Source organism: Rhodococcus sp. NPDC019050, from assembly GCF_055664235.1.
On record NZ_JBVOON010000019.1, the window covers coordinates 46,471 to 63,825 of the forward strand.

Here is a 17,355-nt window from a genome sequence, read left to right on the forward strand (position 1 = left end):
CCCATGACCGTCGTGCGTCGAGCAGGGCAATACGCGCTCGTGTTGTGGGCGGCGGTGACGCTGAACTTCGCGTTGCCCTACTTGGCGCCCGGCGATCCCGTCGAATATCTCTACGGAGGCGACCAGCAGGCCCTCGATCCGAGATACATCGCGCAGATGCGCGCCGAGTACGGGCTCGACCGGCCGATCCTCGAGCAATACCTCTCGTTCTGGTCCGGTCTGCTGCACGGAGATCTCGGAATCTCCGTGCAGCACAACCGGCCCGTGGTCGACGTTCTGTGGGACAAGCTGCCCTGGACGGTCGCGCTGGTCGGTATCGGCACCCTCCTGGCGTTCCTCATCGGCACCCTGCTCGGTGCATGGGCGGCCTGGCGCCGCGGCACCGGCAAGGAAACCGGAACCGTCGTCGGCATTCTCGTTCTCGATTCGATGCCCGGTTTCTTCATCGGAATGATCCTCATCGCGGTGTTCTCCGTGACCCTCGGCTGGTTCCCGTCCTACGGGGCAGCGGCCATCACCTCCACCGGCGGGGAATGGTTGCTCGAAGTCGCCTCACGCATGGCGCTTCCCGTCGCCACGCTCACGATCGCCGGTATCGGCGGGTTCTTCCTCATGACCCGGGCGTCGATGGTCGGGGTCCTCGACGAGCCGTTCGTACGCCTCGCCCGCGCGAAAGGGGCGAGCGAGTTCCGCGTCGCGGTCGGACACGCCCTGCGCAACGCGTTGCTGCCCGTCTACACCACCCTCACGCTCACCGTGGGCGTCCTGCTGTCCGGCGCGGTCGTCGTCGAATCCGTCTTCGCGTATCCCGGTCTAGGCAAACTCACCTTCGACGCGGTCACCGCGCGGGACTATCCCCTGCTCCAGGGCGCATTCCTGCTCGCCACGGTCGGCATCGTCGTCGCGAACATCGTCGCCGACCTGACCTATCCCCTGCTCGATCCCCGGGTCCGTCGCGACCGGACCTCCGCCACGACTCACGAAGAGGTGACCGTGTGAGCATCCTCGGTACGAAGACACGGTCGCAACGACTCGCGCTCGCCGGGGCCGTAATCCTCGGGATCTTGCTGGTGTGCGCACTCGCCGCACCGTGGTTGTCCCCGTTCGACCCGGCCGAGCGCGCGACACGGCCGTTCGCGTCGCCGTCCGGGCAGCACTGGCTCGGCGCCGACGACGTGGGGCACGACCTACTGTCGATGCTGCTGCACGGCGCCCGCGTCTCGCTGTTCGTCGGTGTCGTCGCCGCAAGCGTCGCCACCGCGATCGGCACACTCGTCGGTGTCGTCGCCGGTTACGCGCGCGGTGTCGTCGGCACCGTTCTCATGCGCGCCGTCGATGTCGTGCTGTCCCTCCCGGTATTGCCACTGACCATCGTGATCGGTGTGTTCGCCGGCCCCGGTCTGCGCACCCAGATCCTCGTCATCTCGGCGGTCCTCTGGGCAGGCATGGCCCGTGAACTGCGCGCGCAGGTACTGACCCTGCGCGAACGCGACCACATCCAGGCCGAACGAGCGATGGGCGCGAGCTCGATCCATGTGCTGCGCCGCCACATCGCACCCGCGGTGGCCCCGCTCGTCGTCCCGCAATTCGTCCTCACCGTCAAGACCGCGATCCTCCTCGAAGCATCTCTGTCGTTCCTCGGCCTCGGCGACATCTCGGCGGCCAGCTGGGGCTCGATGCTGTCGATGGCACACGCGCGCAATGCGTTCCTCACCGATGCGTGGATGTGGTGGGTCCTTCCCCCCGGCATCGCGATCGCCGTCACGGTGCTCGGGTTCGCCTTGCTCGGCAACGCGATCGAAGAGCGATCCCGACCGATTCTTCTGCCGCGCAAACTCTCTCGCCGGACGCTCCTGCGCACCAACCCCGAAACGGCGACCGGCGACGCGCAGCACCCCCTGATGATCGACGATCTCACCGTCCGCTACGGCACGGACGGGCGCGGAGCGACCGGCGTGTCCTTCTCGGTCGCACCGGGCGAACTCGTCGGACTGGTCGGGGAATCGGGCAGCGGCAAATCCACCGTCGCCGCTGCCGCAGTGGGTCTGCTGCCGCCCGCGGCGCAGATCGTGTCCGGGCGTGTGCTGGTGTCGGGCCGGGACGTCGCGGCCATGACGCCCGCGGAATTGCGCGCCATGCGCGGCAACCGAATCGCTCTCGTTCCGCAGGAGGCCCTCAGCGCCCTGAACCCGGTGATGACCATCGGCTCTCAACTGGATGAAGCCGTCAGGGCACACCGTTCCTCCAGCCGCGCCGACGCGCGGGCACGCTCGCTCGACTTGCTGGCCCAGGTGGGTCTCGGTGCCGATCGGGCCGACGCCTACCCGCATCAACTGTCCGGGGGCATGCGCCAGCGTGTCGTCATCGCGATGGCATTGGCGAACGACCCGGACGTTCTCATCGCCGACGAGCCCACCAGCGGCCTCGACGTGCTCCGCGAAGCCGAAGTGCTCGCACTGCTCGACGACCTGCGGACCCGGCACTCGCTGGCGCTACTGGTGGTCACCCACAACCTCCCGGTCATCGAGCGGATCGCCGACCGCATCGCCGTGATGAAGGACGGAGACCTGGTGGAGATCGGCCCGGTCTCGCAGATCACGGGAGCACCCGAACATCCCTACACCCGGCACCTCGTCGAATCCGCTCCCCGGCTCCGCCCCGCGCTGCTCGAGGCCGCACGGTGAGCCCGCTGCTCGACATCCGGTCACTGTCCGTGGTGTTCGACGGTGTCCCCGCCGTATCCGATGTGTCCCTGCGGGTCGCGGCGGGCGAATCCGTCGCCCTGGTGGGCGGTTCCGGCGCCGGGAAGTCCACGGTGGCGCGGGCGATCGCCGGACTGGTCACTCCGACCGCCGGCAGCATCGTCTTCGACGGTACCGACGTGACGACTGCTCGCGGACGGCAACGGCGACAGGTGCGCCGCGACATGCACATGGTCTTCCAGGACCCGTACGCGTCGCTGCCACCCGGATTGCGGGTCCGGGACATCGTCGCCGAACCCATGGTGATCCACGGACTCGGTGACCGGACCGAGCGACGAGATGCGGCAGTCGCCGCTCTCGACGCCGTGCATCTCACGCCGACGGCCCGTTATCTGGACCGTTTTCCTCATGAACTGTCCGGCGGCCAGCGACAACGCGTGGCCTTCGCGCGGGCACTGGTGACGCGCCCGCGCCTCCTGCTCGCCGACGAACCGACCAGCGGCCTCGACGCGTCGCTACGCATCGGGATCGTGGACCTGATGGCCGAACTCGCCGCCGGCACCGGTCTCGCCGTCGTGCACATCACGCATGATCTCGCGCTCGCCGAACGCAGCTGCGAGAACATCGTCGTCATGCAGGGCGGCCGTGTAGTCGAATCCGGCCGCGCGAGCGAGGTTCTCGCCCGTCCCCGGCACGCCTACACCGCAGCACTCGTCGCCGCCGCGTCCGGCGCCCGCTGACCGAGCGTCGAAAACAACGTCAACACAAGGAGGATCGACCATGTCTGCAGTGCTCGAGGTCGTCGACAACGGAACCGTCATCGGTTTCGGTGTCGACGACATCATGAAGTACCACGGCCCGGGTTTTCCCGGTGGCGTCGCGCACGCCGTCAAGGTACTCGAGCGTGCCCTGCCGGTTCTGAGCCCTGATGCACCGGCCGAGCGCCGCGAGATCTCGGCCGTCACCGCACACCGCGGCCCCGGGGTACGCGACACGTTCGAGGTCGTCACGCGCGGCGTCACCGAGGGCCGCTTCACCGTGGACCCGGCACTCGAACGCCCCGAGCGCGGAGCGACCCTCGAGCGGTACGTATTCGAACTCACCTACCGGGGAAAGACGGTCAGGCTCGAGATCCGTGAAGGGTTCGTCACCGACGAGTTCATCTCCCTCGGCCGCAAGGCCGACCGCGCCCCTGCCGAGGACGAACGGCTGACGGTGCTCAAGCAGGAGATGGCAGACCGACTGCTCTCCGCGCCGGCGGACGAGGTCTACGACATCGTGGGGTAACCACTCGTGTGATCGAGCGTGACGTGCCCGCCACCTTTCGTCGGTGGCGGGCACGCTGGTATGGCGGGCGGCCCGTACGGTGCACCCATGTCCCATTTCTCACGCACGGCTCCGGTCCTGATCGCGGTGGCCGCGGCCTCGGCGTTGTCCTGGTTCGCGTGGCTCGGCTGGGAGACCGGCTACCGCGAACTGCCCGACGGCAGCGTGGAGGGACCGTATTCGGCCGTGCAGGTGATCGCATGCGCGGTGACGGTCGCGGCCGTCGTCGTCGCCGGATGCCTGGCTCTCCGCGGCTCACGAGGCGGCGCTGCCGCAGTGGTCCTCTCCGCGACGGGCGCCTTCGCGGTGATGTGGGCACTGGACGCGTCGTCCGACGACACCAGCGGGCTGTGGGTCGTGGGCCTGGCGCTGCTGGTGCTCGGAACGACGGCGGGTTTGTCCGTGGTCGCGTTCCTCACTCTGCTGGTCCGGAGACGCACCGCAGGTGGGTGAACACCCCGCGGGTGTCCGACCGGACTGCTAGCTTTCGGACATGGGTGAGAAAGTGCAGGGTCCGGAGTCGTACTTTCCGTCGATCGAGAAGAAGTACGGCCGGCCGATCGCGGAGTGGAAAGAACTCATCCGCGCGTCGGATCTGAGCAAACATACCGAGTTGGTGAATTGGCTGAAGGCCGAACACAGTCTCGGTCACGGCCACGCCAATGCTCTTGTGGCGCATACCCGGAAAGAGGACGCCGCGAGCTGAACTCGCCGGTGACAGCGCTCAGGTGTTGTCGACCCAGCGCAGCAACGCGTACAGGAAGCGGGTCGCGCCCGGCATGAAATTGCTGCCGTGGTGGTACATCGGGTCCAGCGTGGTCGCGATGATCCGGCCGGGAGTGGTGACGGTGTCCTCGTACAGCATCATGCCCGCGTCACGCGGAACACCTTCGGAGTCAGGCTCTTCCGACACCAGAAGGGGAACCACGTCGACGTCGGTGTTGTAGATGCCGTGGTGATGCCAGATGACGGCTTTGGTGGTGAGGTACTGCCAAGACTCGTGGTCGTGGCTGCGGGTCCGGATCATCGGATCCTCTTTGGTCAGCCACCACCAGAAGTTCGTGGGTCGCGGATCCCACGTCACACCGGGAAGCCAGGTGTGGGCGCCGCTTTCACCCAGCGCGACCACAGTGCCACCGCGTTCGGCCACGGAATAGAACTGTGCTGCGTTCTTGGCGACCAGGTCCGGGTGCAGTCGGTCGCCGACGATCACGGTGTCGTAGCAGTCCAGATCGCCGGGCAGCAGTTCGGGAAGGTAGAGGAAGTCCGGCTGGTGGGCGAGCACTGCGGGATCCTTCATCGTCTGGAGGTGAAAGTACGTGCCCCCGTGGATGATGGCGAGCCTGCGGACGCGCTTGGGTGCGCGGTCGGTACGAGTGAAGGGTTCGACGATCGTCATCGCTGCACCAGCCAATCTACGAGCTGGACGGCCAGCCGTGCGGAACTGTTCGGGTCGTTCTTCCATCCGAGGAGGTCGTTGCCGCCGTGGGCGAGAACCTGGCCTTTCCCGAGGGGGTAGACGTAGTCGAACGGAAGAGTGTGTCGTCCGATGCGGGTCGTGACGAGGGCGTCGTCCGGGATCTTGTCGATGTATCCACGGCCGTAGAATCCGGTCACGCCCTTGCGGGTGCTCAGATCGACGGGTTCGACGCCCGCCCACACGGGATGCGGCTCGCCGAGGGTGATCGCCAGATCCTTCGGCCCGGTGTAGTCGAGCTTGCGCCATACCCCAAGTCCCGGAAGGAAGTCCGTGAGCGCGTGGCCCATCACCGCGATGCGGCCGCCGGAGGTGACGAAGTCCGTGAGCAGATCCTTGTTGCGCGCGAGGAAGATCTGGTCGACACCTCCGCCGAGGACGAGACCGCGCACCGCGGACAGGTCGATCTCGGGTAGGCGATAGATATCCACACGGGCCATGCGCGGGTCGTCGCTGGGGCCCTCGGTGCCCATGGTGACGTGCAGGACGGGTGCGGTGACGGGAGCGTGCCCATCGGGAGGCAGGGTGGCGGGTGAGCAATCGGCTTCTGGCACAGGACTCTTCCGGATCGGAGAGCGCAGGGCGCTCGGCGAGAGGTCATTAGTAAGGCAAGCCTACATTAACCAACTACGCCGGAATTCGTGCGGGGTCATCCCATCGCCGTTGTCCCTTTGCCGGCACCGTTCAGCCCCCGTCCAACGGGCGGTACACGGGCTGCCACATCGCGTCCTGCACGGCCTGTGTCAGGTTGTCGTGCTCGACCGTGGCGACCCGTCCTACATCACGGCGACTGAGCTACTCACTCGGGACTACGGCGCGCCCCGCCGACACACGCGCTTCGAGATCGCTCGGAGCCGACGACGGCACCCGACGCAGGTAGCCGTCAGAGCAGCGAGGCGACGGACCCCGGCAACGGAAGTGCGGGATTTGTGAGCGGTGACCGCTCCGGAACGCCGACGACGGTGCGCACGGGGACGACCCCGGCCCACACCGAACGGTCCTCGCCGTCCTCCGGGTCCTCGCCGGGACCGGCGGCGCGCACCTTGACGCTCACCTCGTCGAGCGGAAGTTCGAGCACCGTCGTCGCCGCGAGTTCCTTCGCGGTGAGGGGACGCACCTCGCCCCAGCGGCCGGGCATGAGGTGTTCGGTGACCGCCCGCAGCGCGTCCTGCTTGCCTTCGGCAGGCACAGGCACAGCACGCCCGAAGATCACCGCGCTGCGATAGTTCATGCTGCTGTCGAACGCCGATCGGGCGAACACGAGTCCGTCGAGGTGCGTCACCGCGACCGAGACGTCCAGTCCCTCCCGAGACGCGAGGAAGGCACCAGCGCCCGTCGAACCGTGCAGGAACAGCCGATTGCCTTCTCTGCCGAAGGCCATCGGTAACACGACCGGACAGCCGCGACGCACGAACGCGACGTGGGCCACGCGCGCCTCGTCGAGGAGGCGGCGCAGTACTGCCGGATCGTCGTCGCCGCGTTCGGGTTTGCGGGTCAGTCGTGCGCGTTCGGTCATGGCACCGATCGAAGCAGTGCGGCCGACACGAGAACAACCCAATTTCGTATGAGGCCAGTGCATGTGCATGCCCCCGGAGCATTCATACCTTGGTGGGCGCGGAGGGTTTCGAACCCCCGACCGCTGGTGTGTAAAGCCGAAACGCCATGCAGGTCAGATGGCCAAGAAGGCTATGACCAGCGGATTAGCACCTCTGGTTATCACGCGAAATCACGCTGCTTTTCTGCCGAGTGTGTCCAAACGGTGTCCACAGTGCCTACCCACTTCACTGCCCGCTCCGGCAGGCGAGAACCACGTCGGTAGTGGCAGTTCCGGCGAGCCCTCGGTGGGCACCAGGTGGCAACCGGAATCCGGTGTTCCGCGACTCATCGCGTCAATCGACAGATGCCCCGTGCCGCGTGAAGACCGCTGGATCTGCTCGCACCGCCGTGCGCGTTGGTGTTGATGCTGTGTCAAACCTGACCTAGGGTCCGCCGCATGGACACACACGGTTCCGAGTCTGAGGCAGCACGCCAAGCGATCGCCGATGAGCTTCGCTCTCGCCGCGCACGCGTCCGCATGACTCAGGTCCAACTCGCCGAGGCGTCGGGTATCAGCCGCACCACGCTCGCCCGCATGGAAGCCGGGGAGAAGGACACGACCTTCCCAGACCTCATCCGCCTCGCCAAGGCACTCGACACGACGCCGATCGAGTTCATGCAGTCCGCACAGAACGCCATGAATGAGCGACTCGACAATCGCCAGAAACTCGTCTGAGAACGGCGAAAAGACCCCTTCCTCCTTTCGGTGTGTGGGGTCTTCCACTGCTCTAGCTCACGGTCACTGCCCAGTCGGGCTGGTGGCCGTTCGAACGACGTGGCGGTGTCCGTAGCGGTGCCGGTACCTCTACCCCCGGCGACAACGACGCTCAGCGGCGAACACAGCGCGCCCTGTACGGCCCGTAGAGCGACGAACATACCCGGCCGGTACCTTCACGCACCCCCGCTCTCCTCGAGGAACGCGGCCTCGGGGTCGTGCCGGCCGCCCCGTGCGCCGAGTTCCCACACGATGAACCCTCGGCGGCGACCCGCAGCGCGATGCAGGTGCTCGAGTTCGCGGCGGATCTCCGCAGCGGATAACCCATCCACGCCGCGATGCACAGGATGCTCGGCGGGCATCGCCCGTGACGTCAGATGCCGGATGCGGGCCAACTCCGACCCAGTGAACTCCCTCTGGTGATCGTCCCGGCGAATGGGAGCAGCAACACGCGCCATCACGCACCCCCGGCGGAACGATCCCAGCGAGAGCGGGCAGCACGCACATGACGTTGAGACTTCGCCGGCCCCTCCCCCTCGGGGTTCAGCTTCCCGATCAAGTCGACCACCTGCTTATCCAGCATCCGCAATTCAGCGGACAGCTTCACCACCACCGACGGGTTCGGCTCGTCGGCTTTGAGCGCGGAATCGAGCAGTTTTCGTACCTTCTCGGCCCGGTCCACGGTTTCCCCGGCCCGCTCGAGGGCGGCTTCCTCCTGCTCCGACCACACCACGGTTTGCCCGGTCTCGGCGCTGGTACGGCCTAGCGCGGCATTCATCGCATCCACCAGCCGCTTGCCCGCGGCAGTCTTTGGTCGTCTCACGGTCGATCGTCCTTTCTTGGAAGTCTGGTTGCACTGCGCGCTGCCCGGGGCTCTATGCCTACCGGGGGAGGTTCGGCGGCTTCGACTCCCCTACCCCACCCCTGTTGCTGGTCAGAGCAGTCCGGGGTGTCGTGGTGGGGGCCGGCGGGTGCTTTTGGCTTGGCGGGCGGCTTGGGCTTCGGCTTGGGTCTTGGTGTTGTGGCAGGGGTGGCAGAGCAGCTGCAGGTTGGTGAGTCTGTGGTCGTCGCCATGGGTGATGTGGTCGACGTCGGTGCCGGGGGCGCCGCATTGGACGCAGCGCCCTCGGTCTCGGGTGATGACGCGGCGGCGGAGGGTGTGCCAGTCGCGGGGTAGCCGGGCACGGCGGGTGCTGCCGCTGTAGTGGCCTGGCATCGGTGTCGGTTCCTTCGGTGTCGTGGATGTGTCGTCGTTGTCGGGCTTGGGGTGTGCCTGCCCGCTGGTAGGGAACGGACCAGCGGGCAGGCACGGGCGGGCGCGACGAGAGGAGGTCACGCCCGCGGTCTTCAGTGGATGTAGTTCTTGACTGCTTCGCGGACGGATCGTGCGCCTGCCGCTGACGCTGATCGTGCGTGCGCTTCGAGGATGTCTCGTTGTTCGTTCGCGTCATCGAGTGCGCGGAACTCTGCGACTGCGTGAGCGTGACTGCGGGCGAGTCGTGGGGTTGCGCCGCATCGTGTTGCGAAGTGCCACACGTCAACATCACGGTTGATGCTCATTGCTGGCCCTGTTGTGTTGAGGGCTTTCTGCCACGCTTCGGGCGTCCAACGGTGGTAGAGCCACAGGTCGGTGCGGTAGTCCAGTTCGATCCTGTTGTGTTGGGGGTCTGTTGCCATGAATGCGCGGTGCGCTCGTGAGAGTTGGCCGGCGAAGTCGTGGTGGGCGGCGAGCACTGCGGTTGGTTGGCGGGTGTCCCCGAGGTTGAGGAGGTCGGGGTACCGCTGTTGGTAGAGGGTGTCGAGTTGGTTGAGCAGGTCGGGTAGTTCCTCGGTGATGACCTGCACGGTGTCGGCGGCCGCAGTGGCGAGTAGCCCTCGGGTGATGTGTTCGGCGTCGTCGCGGATCTGGGCTGCGAGGACGTGGTTCCGTACTTGCTGGGGGTAGTCATCGGCGGTGAGGTCGAGAGGTGTTCCGGTGGCGAGGGTTGCCCGGTGCTCGGTGGCTTTCTGGTTGTGCCGGTCGAAGTTGGTGAGGGCGGCGGTGAGTTTCTTCGAGGGGGTGAGTCCGAGGTCGAGGGCGGCGGTTGCGGCGGCGACGATGCGGCCTGGCCGGTTGCTTTCTCCGAAGTTGGTGGGGAGTTGCCGGCTGAGGTGTCCGAGGATTGTGGCGTGGTCGGTCATGATGCCCTTTCGGTCTGGTCGCGCATGGTGCGGTATTCGAGGACGGCATCCCGGTCGAATATCCAGGTGCCGTTGAGCTTTCGTCCGTCGAGGCTGCGGGCGATTCGTTGGACACTGCGCGGTGTCCGGTCGAGTAGGTGTGCGGCCTCGGTGGTGTCGATCTGTTGTGTTGAGTCTGTGCTGGGGGCGGTGGGTGCGTCGTCGCCGTGTCGGTGGGTCGACGCTGATCGGCAGGCGGAGAGCAGCGCGGACAGCGGTGCCGGGATGGGTGCGCCCTTCTGGGTGAGTTGGTGAATGGTCGCGGCCGCGGCGAGGTAGGCGGCATCGACGGCGCGGCCTTGCAGCAGCACGGCATCTCCGAGTCGTTGAATGGGTGGTGTGGTCATGGCGTCCCTATCTGTTCTGCAGCGTCGTGCAGGGCATCTGCGAGAGTGAGCGCTTCAGTCGGTGTCATCGCGATACGTAGTCCGGCGAAACGCAACACGACGGGACGGGTTGCTGCGCGGTCGGTGTAGACGTGGGGTTCTAGATTTCTCGCGTGCAGTCTCACAGGATCGCCGCCCATCCGCCGCCGCGGTGCTTGAGGCACAGATTCATTCCCGCGCTTGGTTCGACGGGGCATCCGATCGTCTTGCATCGGGGTCTGGCGATGATCGTCCGTGCGACGTTCGGTGTGTTGTAGCGCTGGATGATTGCGTTCGCGGCTATGTCGTCTGTGCTGCGGTGTGCCCGTTCGAGGATGCTGAGGACGGGATCCGTCAGGCCGGGCAGTACAGGGGCTTGGTAGGTAGTGGCGAGCTGTTGAGAGAATCCGCTGAGGGCCGGGTCGATCGCAATGCCTTTGATTTCTGCGGCTGTTGATCGCCACTCGTTCGCGCCGCCGAAGGTCCGGGGTCCGGGGCGAGTGCGCCCGACTGGTTGGATGAGGGTAACTACTGCGGCGGCCAGTCTCGGTTCGTCGGCCCGCTTCTTCCGTATGGCCCATCTGAATGCTTGTTGGGAGATGACGTGCCGTTCGGCGACGAAGAAGATTCCGCATTCGCACGTAGGTCCTGGGATCTCGGGGCACTGTCCACGCTTGCACTTAGCGGTGATTGTGCTGGTGGTGTAACTCTTGCGATCTCCCCAGATGGATTTGAGGTTGCCGTCGGGGGTGAGGTGCCAGATTCGCCACCCGAGGTCGGGTGTGGTGTCGGTGCTCATTCGGTCTTCTCCTCGAGTCGGGGGCGGCCGGGCAGTCCGTGGACCTTGCCGCCCCACATCCCCAAGGGATGGTCTTGTTCGTGTGCTGCGGTGCGGCACAGGCCCTGGACGGGGCAGCGGGTGCATTCGGTTCGGGCCCCCGCGAGACGCGCCGACCGGGCCTCGGCGGTCTCTCCGTCGAGTTCGGCGTCGAACAGTGGGGATCGGCCGGTGCATCGGGCACCTTCGAGTCGTGGATCGACGAGACCGGTCAACAGGTTCGGGATATGCGGCAGGCGGGACTTCGCGCGGGTCATCGCAAACCCGCCAGGATTCGTGCCGCGGTAATTCGGTCGGCCAGCACGTGCTTCATGTGGTCGAAGTTGTCGTGCCAGGAGTGAGGGCATTCGGGCCACCACTCGGAGTGCATGTTGCGCCGGTTCATGCACCGGGAGCACATGAGATGACCATCTTCGGCGATGTTGTGTGCGGCGTCCTCTTGGAGGCTTCGCCGGCATGTCTCGCAGGCGAGGGGAGTTGTTTCGTGAGTCATGCTGCATCCCCTCCGAGGGTCAGATCGTTGTCACGCTGCGAGGCACGTCGCTCGCAGTCGGCGTGCATGGTTCGGCCGGCCGCTACTCCGTCGAGCGGGAATCGGCATTCGGGGCAGACCTGCGTCTCCTGAGAAGGTCCGGAAAGTAACCCGCCTTCCCCGCCTGACCCGTCTGTGCTGGTCAGAGCGTTTTCGTTGGCGGGTGTGGCGGGTTTAGGCGGGTTAGTCACTGCGCGTGACCCGCCGATGGTGGTGTCGCTGCGGCGGGTGTCTTGACCCGCCATACCCGCCTGACCCGCCGTTGACCCGCCTGATTTTGTGCCTCTGACCTGCGAAGGCGGGTTAGGCGGGTTAAGCGGGTCTCCGGAACGGGCCTTCTCAGGAGGAGCAATCAGCCACCTGGTGGTCTTGGCCTTGTTGCTGCTCCCGAGGTCCCGAACAGTCCATCCGCTGGTGCGTAGCGCCGGGGCGTTACGACGCAACGTCGAGGTGACCTGCCGGGCGCTCTTCGGCCATCCACGTGGCGGCTTCCAGTCCTCGTTGAGCGGCGCGGCATGGATGAGTAGTTCGGCAGCAGTGCCTTCGAACTCGGTCGTGAGGCTGTGGCGGAGCACATCGAGGAACGGATCAGCGCTGAGGGTGTCCTCGGCCAGTGTCTCGGCCTGCTCCGAATACCGCTTCAATCCGTCGGTTCCGAGTAGCTGGTCGACCGCAGCGAGAACACGAGCGAAGTCCGCCATACGTGGACTCGAGTCGAGCTCAACAGAGGGAAGGACACGCTTGACCCCCGCCGCGAGCTCGAGCAGCGCTCCGAAGATCTTCGGGTAGGACTCGGCCCACAACTGCCCGAGTTGTTCCTCGGTGCGGCGATTCTCCGGTGAGATCCGCTCGAGGTTCACCACCAGGGACCGTTCGGCGAGGTCGCCGCGCATCGCACCGATGTCGATGCCGTTGAGGATGATCCAGCGACGGAACGAGATCACGGCGAGTCCGGCGTCGGTGTAGAGCTGTCGCTTGACGTCACCTTCCCCGGTGGCGGCGCGACACAGAGAATCCGACAGCCAATCCGGGACCGTGGACAGGTTGTCGATGCCGACGACGTACGAGCCGGCCGCGGCTGTGACCCATGAGTCCATGTCCCGCGGCGGTTTCCGTAACGGCACCGCTGACGGGTCGGTGAACGCGACGAACGTGCGCGCACCGCTCGACTTACCCGAACCTTGCTCCCCGAACAGCGACATGATCGGGTGCGGGATCTGAGGCCGGATCAGCGCCGCGATCATGCCCGCGAGGACAAGCGGCCGGTCTGCCTCGGCGACATTGACCAACGTCCAAAGGTCGTTCAAGTCGCCACCCGGTTCGGGCCGCGGGAACGGAGCGGTGAGCACGGTCCTTTTGAACCGGACCGGCACATCGGTCGTGAGCAAGCAGTAGCCGGTGCTGTCGATGCGGATGACGGATTCTTCGACGTCGCCCATGTCGATGTAGACCACACCGTTGTGTTCGGCCACTCGGAGGTGCGTGTCGATCGGCTCTTCGTCGGCGCACATCCCTTCGAGGACGAGCAGAGCGTCGGCGAGAGCTTGCTGGGGCGCGGCCTTGCCGGTCTCTTGGAAGTAGCGTTTCGACAGTTCGGGGCGCAGTCCGGTCTTTCCGCCACGTAGCGGTCGGGCGATGTGTCCGCCGCCTTTGGCGAGCGCATATGGTTCGCCAGCCGGGGTGGTGCCGAGGTTGTAGTGCGCGAGTGCCATGTTCACCAGTGCGCTCGCTGCGGAGATTTTCTCGGGCTTCTCGTCGTCGGTCCGCGGTTTCGGTGTCTCGACGGGTTGGAGTTCGTCGACTCCGTGACCGGCCGCGAGGTGATCGCTGATGTCGTTGCCTTCCTTCGCTTCGACGATGACGACACCGGCGGCGGTCGGTGCCACCAATTCGAGGACTGCCTGTGCGTGCTTGCGGCCCGGTTCGTCCTTGTCGCGGACGATCACAACGTTGTGGCCGGCCAGCGGAGACCAGTCGAACTTGTGGGCCTTGCCTGCCCCCATCGCCGGAGACACCGCGAGGTGCCCGAGCTCGGCGAGAGCGTTCGCGCACTTCTCACCCTCGGTGACAAAGACTGTCTGTCCAGGAGTAGAACCGGTGAGGTGCTCGACGCGGTACAGCGCGGTACCGGACTTGTTACCGGCTTGAGGGAATGTCTTGCGGCCGTCATCGCCGTACCGGCGGTGCACGATTCGGCCGTCCGAGTAGGTGTAGGTTTCGCCGATGCGGTTGTCGAACATGTCCCGCATGTGCAGACCGAGCGCGTCGAGGATGCTGCGGTTGTCGCACCCGGCGTGGCAGTACAAGACAGCCTTGTCGGGTTTGCGTGTGATCGACAGCGAAGGATTGTTGTCGTCGTGGGCCGGGCACTGTGCGGATGCTTGGTCGTTGCCGCGGTGCCGAACGAGTTTTCCGTTTTCGACGAGCCGGGCGAGAAGGCTGTCGTATGCGCTCATCGTCACGCGGCCTCACCGCCGACTCGCATGTCGGTGCGGCGCCAGACACGTGCTGGAGCGTCCCAATCGTCGTCTGCGGCCCGCGGCCCGTATCCCGCGAACTCGATGTACCCGCGGCGGCTCAACTCGCGTACGAGCGCACCTCGGCGACACGGTTTGTCGTCGACATAGGGCGGGAGATACAGCGCCATTTGAGCGGCTGTGAAGGTCATTCCTGCCGGCTGATCCGAGATCCATTGCTGCGCGAGAGCCAGTAGGTCGGAATGCGCTCCCGCGAGAGCGGCTTCGGGGCCGTGTGCAGTATTCTGTTCCTGACGCATGGTGCGCCTTTCTTGGGTGTGGGGCCGGGAGCTTCTGGGGCTCCCGGCCCGCGGCGTTCAACGGATGTGTGCCGTTTCGTCGGGTGTCAACGAATGTGTGGGTTCGGATGAGCGCGGAGAATGGGCGCGTCACGACGCGGGTGTCTCCCTCGGCGCATGGACGTTTCGAGGTCTTCGGCGAACACGTCGCGCGGGTTTCGGTCTGGTGTTCCGACTGCGCCAATCAGCAAGATCACTACGTTTTCGAGGATGACCAGGACAGTCAGGAACAGTTCGAGGTCGGTCACAGCGACGCCCCCTCGAGCGCGGCGAGGCGGTTGATTGCGACCTCGAGCCATTCCTCGCGGGTGTAGCCGGCATCGGGTATGTCGCGGAGTTGGATCCATACCGCGAGGGCGTGTGTGACGTTCAGTTCCGGGACGCCCGTGGTGTTCGCAGTGTCGGCGATCTCATAGGCCGTAGGTCGGATAGACTTCATGTGTCCTTCTCTTGGTAGGGGTTGGATTCGATGCCCTCGATGCCCTGGCCGGCGTCGGGGGCGTTCTCTTTCGGTCGCTCGGTGCAGTCGCTCTCGACTCTGAGCAAGCGGCCTAGTCCGCGCAGGTAGACCCAGCATTTACTGGCCGGTTTAGATGCGAGGTCGCCGACCATCACGCAGCGCCGGGACGATCGTCGGTGCGTTGTAGCTTGTTCGCGTCGAGGTAGGCGAATACATCGGCGGGGTCGTAGTAGATCCGCGATCCGACACGGATGAACCTCGGGCCAGTCCCCTTGTACCGCTGCTGTGCGGCCGCGCCATGTGTGATGTCCATGAACTCGCAGTACTCCTTTGTGGTCCAGGGACGCGTGCGCTGACCTGTCATCTGGGAGGGATCGGGGTTCCTCATATCGTCTCCTCACTGAGATTTACGTGACGTCACGAGTAGATCAGTGACTCATAGTTCTGTCAAGTCACTAGGAATCAAGTAGGGTGAGCGACATGAAAGAGCCCCTAGCACTCGCAGCAGTTGTCGGCCGGAACGCGCGGGCACATCGCAAGCGGCACGGCGCAACCTTGGAAGACGTGGCGAAACGAGCCACTGCCCTCGGTTTGCGATGGAACACAGGCCGAGTGGGAGACCTTGAGAGCGGGCGAATTCCGGCGACGCTCCCGACCCTCGTCGTACTTGCGCAAGCACTGGGAGATGCGACGGATGAGCGCGTTTCGGTCGCGGATCTCGTCTGGTATGACGGTTGGGTCGAGCTGAACCCGGCCCTCACTATTCGTGGTGAGACGCTCAAACAATCCCTTGAGGGGCAACCACTCGCGCTCGTCGCACGAGATATTCACGGCCAGGTCGAAAAGGCATTCGGGATCTTCGAAGAAATCCGGCGCCTTCACGATGACGCCTGGGAGAACGTGCCCGAAGAGCTCCAGCACGAGGACCCAATCGAGGTCGACCGAATCGCAGCGGCGGCCGGCGTTGCCGAGCGACGTCTGTGCAAGGACTTCTCGCTTCGACCCCACGTCCTAGCGGCCCTCTCGCACCACCTCTGGGGGAAGTCGTTCTCGGAAGAGCGCGACGGCCGGGCCGGCGAGGACGCGAACGCGCAGCGTCGGGGTCGAATCAGTCGGGAGATGAAGCAAGAGATCGAGGCTTACCTCGCTTCGAGGAGAACCGATGGCGACGGTCAGTAGCTACGACACAGCCTCCGGAAGACGCTGGGAGGTCCGCTACCGCACCCCGGAACGGCGCACCACCCGCAAGCGCGGGTTCGCCTCGAAGCGGCAGGCACAGGACTTCGCCGCCACCGTTGAGGTCGAGAAGATGACCGGTAGCTACGTCGCCCCATCGGCCGGCCGAATTCTCTTCGGTGAGGTCGCCGAAAAGTGGATGGCATCCAAGGTGAACCTGTCCGCATCGACCGCGGCCCGCTATCGCTCCGCCCTCGATGTGCACCTCCTCCCCCGGTTCGGAAAAACACCCCTCGTCGACGTGACCCGGGGGCGACTGCGTACGTGGGTAGCGGACATGTCTCAGAACCGCTCAGCATCCACGACACGCACCAACGTGCTCGTCATGTCCCAGATCCTCGACCAAACGGTGCAGGACTCACGCATCGTGTCGAACCCGTGCGACGGTCTGGACCTCCCGAAGCTCGAGCACAAGGACCGGCGATACCTCACGTTCGAGCAGGTCGACCTGCTCGCCAAAGCCTCGGGCGACAATGGGGTGCTGGTGTACGTCCTCGCATACTGCGGACTCCGGTTCGGCGAGGCTGCGGCACTCAGGGTCGCCGACGTGAACCTCGAGCGCCAAAGGCTACGTATCCACCGGTCCGCGACCGTCGTCGACAGCAAGATCGTGGTGTCCTCCCCCAAGGCCAACCAAGCTCGGGATGTGCCGGTGCCGAGGTTCGTCGCCGACATGCTCGGTGAGCACGCCCGAGGCAAGGGTGCCGGCGAGTTGCTGTTCCCCGATACCCGAGGCGGCTACATGCGCGCCGGGAACGTCCGTCGTCGATGGTGGGACAAGGCCGTGAAGGACTCCGGGGTTCCCGAAGGGCTCACGCTTCACGAGCTGCGGCACACTGCCGCATCCTTGGCGATCACGGCCGGGGCGAACATCAAGACACTGCAACGGATGCTCGGGCATGCGAGTGCGGCGCTCACCCTCGACCGGTACGGGCACCTGTTCGATGACGATCTCGGAATGGTCGCGGATCGACTCGACAAGCTCGCGCGTCCAGGTGGTTCGTGACAGCACTCGAGGATATGTTGTGTCCAAAGTGTGTCCACGAATGCGGAGAGGGCACCTCCCCCAACTC

23 protein-coding genes are annotated in these 17,355 nt (G+C 65.7%); 9 read left to right on the plus strand and 14 right to left on the minus strand.

Annotated elements, in window-relative coordinates; all coding sequences use genetic code 11:
* Window positions 1-3 precede the first annotated feature (3 nt).
* The 6 genes from AC0B44_RS18055 (at window position 4) to AC0B44_RS18080 (ending at window position 4,734) form a co-directional block, all read left to right on the plus strand.
* Window positions 4-999 (plus strand): ABC transporter permease, encoded by a 996-nt coding sequence (locus tag AC0B44_RS18055; protein ID WP_471904189.1) that lies wholly within the window; start codon window positions 4-6, stop codon window positions 997-999.
* Window positions 996-2,684, plus strand: coding sequence for a dipeptide/oligopeptide/nickel ABC transporter permease/ATP-binding protein (locus AC0B44_RS18060; RefSeq protein WP_471904190.1), 1,689 nt, complete (start codon window positions 996-998; stop codon window positions 2,682-2,684). The genes AC0B44_RS18055 and AC0B44_RS18060 overlap by 4 nt, the downstream gene beginning before the upstream one ends.
* The gene (locus AC0B44_RS18065; protein ID WP_471904191.1) at window positions 2,681-3,442 is read left to right on the plus strand and encodes an ABC transporter ATP-binding protein; all 762 of its coding nucleotides are present in this window, start codon (window positions 2,681-2,683) and stop codon (window positions 3,440-3,442) included. Before AC0B44_RS18060 ends, AC0B44_RS18065 begins: the two co-directional genes overlap by 4 nt.
* A gap of 40 nt (window positions 3,443-3,482) precedes the next feature.
* Window positions 3,483-3,989, plus strand: coding sequence for a hypothetical protein (locus AC0B44_RS18070; RefSeq protein WP_422424257.1), 507 nt, complete (start codon window positions 3,483-3,485; stop codon window positions 3,987-3,989).
* A gap of 87 nt (window positions 3,990-4,076) precedes the next feature.
* Complete coding sequence (locus AC0B44_RS18075) at window positions 4,077-4,481, plus strand: hypothetical protein (protein WP_471904192.1); 405 nt, start codon at window positions 4,077-4,079, stop codon at window positions 4,479-4,481.
* Between the two features lie 40 nt (window positions 4,482-4,521).
* A complete protein-coding gene (locus tag AC0B44_RS18080) occupies window positions 4,522-4,734 on the plus strand; it encodes a DUF4287 domain-containing protein (protein ID WP_471904193.1) in 213 nt (70 codons plus the stop codon).
* A gap of 18 nt (window positions 4,735-4,752) precedes the next feature.
* Here the strand turns inward: AC0B44_RS18080 and AC0B44_RS18085 are convergent, their stop codons facing one another.
* The 3 genes from AC0B44_RS18085 to AC0B44_RS18095 all read right to left on the minus strand — a co-directional run bounded on the left by AC0B44_RS18085 (window position 4,753) and on the right by AC0B44_RS18095 (window position 7,021).
* On the minus strand, window positions 4,753-5,427 hold the full coding sequence (locus AC0B44_RS18085; RefSeq protein WP_471904194.1) for a hypothetical protein: 675 nt from the start codon (window positions 5,425-5,427) through the stop codon (window positions 4,753-4,755).
* Window positions 5,424-6,059, minus strand: coding sequence for a hypothetical protein (locus AC0B44_RS18090; RefSeq protein WP_471904195.1), 636 nt, complete (start codon window positions 6,057-6,059; stop codon window positions 5,424-5,426). The genes AC0B44_RS18085 and AC0B44_RS18090 overlap by 4 nt, the downstream gene beginning before the upstream one ends.
* 329 nt (window positions 6,060-6,388) lie before the next feature.
* A complete protein-coding gene (locus AC0B44_RS18095) occupies window positions 6,389-7,021 on the minus strand; it encodes a pyridoxamine 5'-phosphate oxidase family protein (protein WP_471904196.1) in 633 nt (210 codons plus the stop codon).
* A gap of 477 nt (window positions 7,022-7,498) precedes the next feature.
* Between AC0B44_RS18095 and AC0B44_RS18100 the strand changes: the two genes are divergently transcribed.
* On the plus strand, window positions 7,499-7,777 hold the full coding sequence (locus AC0B44_RS18100; RefSeq protein ID WP_471904197.1) for a helix-turn-helix domain-containing protein: 279 nt from the start codon (window positions 7,499-7,501) through the stop codon (window positions 7,775-7,777).
* A 215-nt stretch (window positions 7,778-7,992) separates the two neighbouring features.
* Here the strand turns inward: AC0B44_RS18100 and AC0B44_RS18105 are convergent, their stop codons facing one another.
* The 11 genes from AC0B44_RS18105 to AC0B44_RS18155 form a co-directional block, all read right to left on the minus strand.
* On the minus strand, window positions 7,993-8,148 hold the full coding sequence (locus tag AC0B44_RS18105) for a hypothetical protein (protein WP_471904198.1): 156 nt from the start codon (window positions 8,146-8,148) through the stop codon (window positions 7,993-7,995).
* Window positions 8,149-8,273: 125 nt separating this feature from the next.
* A complete protein-coding gene (locus tag AC0B44_RS18110; RefSeq protein ID WP_471904199.1) occupies window positions 8,274-8,639 on the minus strand; it encodes a hypothetical protein in 366 nt (121 codons plus the stop codon).
* Between the two features lie 111 nt (window positions 8,640-8,750).
* Complete coding sequence (locus tag AC0B44_RS18115; protein WP_471904200.1) at window positions 8,751-9,032, minus strand: HNH endonuclease; 282 nt, start codon at window positions 9,030-9,032, stop codon at window positions 8,751-8,753.
* 131 nt (window positions 9,033-9,163) lie between these two features.
* Window positions 9,164-9,997, minus strand: coding sequence for a hypothetical protein (locus AC0B44_RS18120; protein WP_471904201.1), 834 nt, complete (start codon window positions 9,995-9,997; stop codon window positions 9,164-9,166).
* On the minus strand, window positions 9,994-10,383 hold the full coding sequence (locus tag AC0B44_RS18125) for a helix-turn-helix domain-containing protein (protein ID WP_471904202.1): 390 nt from the start codon (window positions 10,381-10,383) through the stop codon (window positions 9,994-9,996). Before AC0B44_RS18125 ends, AC0B44_RS18120 begins: the two co-directional genes overlap by 4 nt.
* 160 nt (window positions 10,384-10,543) lie before the next feature.
* Entirely contained in the window at window positions 10,544-11,200 is a 657-nt protein-coding gene (locus tag AC0B44_RS18130) for a hypothetical protein (protein ID WP_471904203.1), read from the minus strand.
* Window positions 11,197-11,496 (minus strand): WhiB family transcriptional regulator, encoded by a 300-nt coding sequence (locus tag AC0B44_RS18135; RefSeq protein WP_471904204.1) that lies wholly within the window; start codon window positions 11,494-11,496, stop codon window positions 11,197-11,199. Before AC0B44_RS18135 ends, AC0B44_RS18130 begins: the two co-directional genes overlap by 4 nt.
* 232 nt (window positions 11,497-11,728) lie before the next feature.
* Entirely contained in the window at window positions 11,729-14,227 is a 2,499-nt protein-coding gene (locus AC0B44_RS18140; RefSeq protein WP_471904237.1) for a toprim domain-containing protein, read from the minus strand.
* A gap of 2 nt (window positions 14,228-14,229) precedes the next feature.
* Window positions 14,230-14,547: a hypothetical protein gene (locus tag AC0B44_RS18145; protein WP_471904205.1), complete on the minus strand. Its 318-nt coding sequence runs from the start codon at window positions 14,545-14,547 to the stop codon at window positions 14,230-14,232.
* A gap of 283 nt (window positions 14,548-14,830) precedes the next feature.
* Entirely contained in the window at window positions 14,831-15,025 is a 195-nt protein-coding gene (locus tag AC0B44_RS18150) for a hypothetical protein (protein ID WP_471904206.1), read from the minus strand.
* A gap of 172 nt (window positions 15,026-15,197) precedes the next feature.
* Window positions 15,198-15,434 carry a DNA-binding protein gene (locus tag AC0B44_RS18155; RefSeq protein ID WP_471904207.1) on the minus strand — a complete coding sequence of 79 codons (237 nt, stop codon included), beginning with the start codon at window positions 15,432-15,434 and terminating at the stop codon, window positions 15,198-15,200.
* Window positions 15,435-15,658: 224 nt separating this feature from the next.
* Between AC0B44_RS18155 and AC0B44_RS18160 the strand changes: the two genes are divergently transcribed.
* Both AC0B44_RS18160 and AC0B44_RS18165 read left to right on the plus strand, forming a co-directional pair.
* A complete protein-coding gene (locus AC0B44_RS18160; RefSeq protein ID WP_471904208.1) occupies window positions 15,659-16,225 on the plus strand; it encodes a hypothetical protein in 567 nt (188 codons plus the stop codon).
* Window positions 16,209-17,288, plus strand: a complete 1,080-nt coding sequence (locus AC0B44_RS18165; RefSeq protein WP_471904209.1) for a tyrosine-type recombinase/integrase — start codon at window positions 16,209-16,211, stop codon at window positions 17,286-17,288. Before AC0B44_RS18160 ends, AC0B44_RS18165 begins: the two co-directional genes overlap by 17 nt.
* Window positions 17,289-17,355: the final 67 nt, after the last annotated feature.